Source organism: Bacillus sp. sid0103, assembly GCF_019219025.1.
Map to the genome: position 1 here is coordinate 1 of NZ_JAHUWN010000118.1, position 427 is coordinate 427.

The following is a 427-nucleotide window of genomic DNA, read 5'->3' on the forward strand; positions in this document are numbered from 1 at the left end:
GGGATGGAAAAAAGTAACGGATGCTGTGCATAAAGAGGGAGGAACAATGATCGCTCAAATATGGCATGTTGGTCGTTTATCTCATCACGAGCTTGCTGGAAATCTGCCTCCTCAAGCACCATCGGCTATTCCAGCTGAAGGCCTTGTCTCTCGTTTCCGTAAGCCATATGATGTTCCTGAAGAAATGACAATTGAAGATATTAATGAAGTAATCAATCAATATGCCCAAGCTGCGAAAAATGCAATAGCAGCAGGTTTTGACGGTGTGGAAATTCACGGTGCTCACGGATACTTAATTGACCAATTTAATTCAGATATAACCAATCATCGGACAGACGAATATGGTGGTGACCTTGCTCAAAGATTAACCTTCATGAAAGAAGTAATTAAAGCAGTTGTCGACACAATCGGTACAGAACGAACAATG

1 protein-coding gene is annotated in these 427 nt (G+C 41.7%); it reads left to right on the plus strand.

Annotated features, from left to right (window positions below):
• The coding region (locus KW850_RS32745) for an oxidoreductase (RefSeq protein ID WP_483862199.1) at positions 1-427 on the plus strand (427 nt) is incomplete at both ends.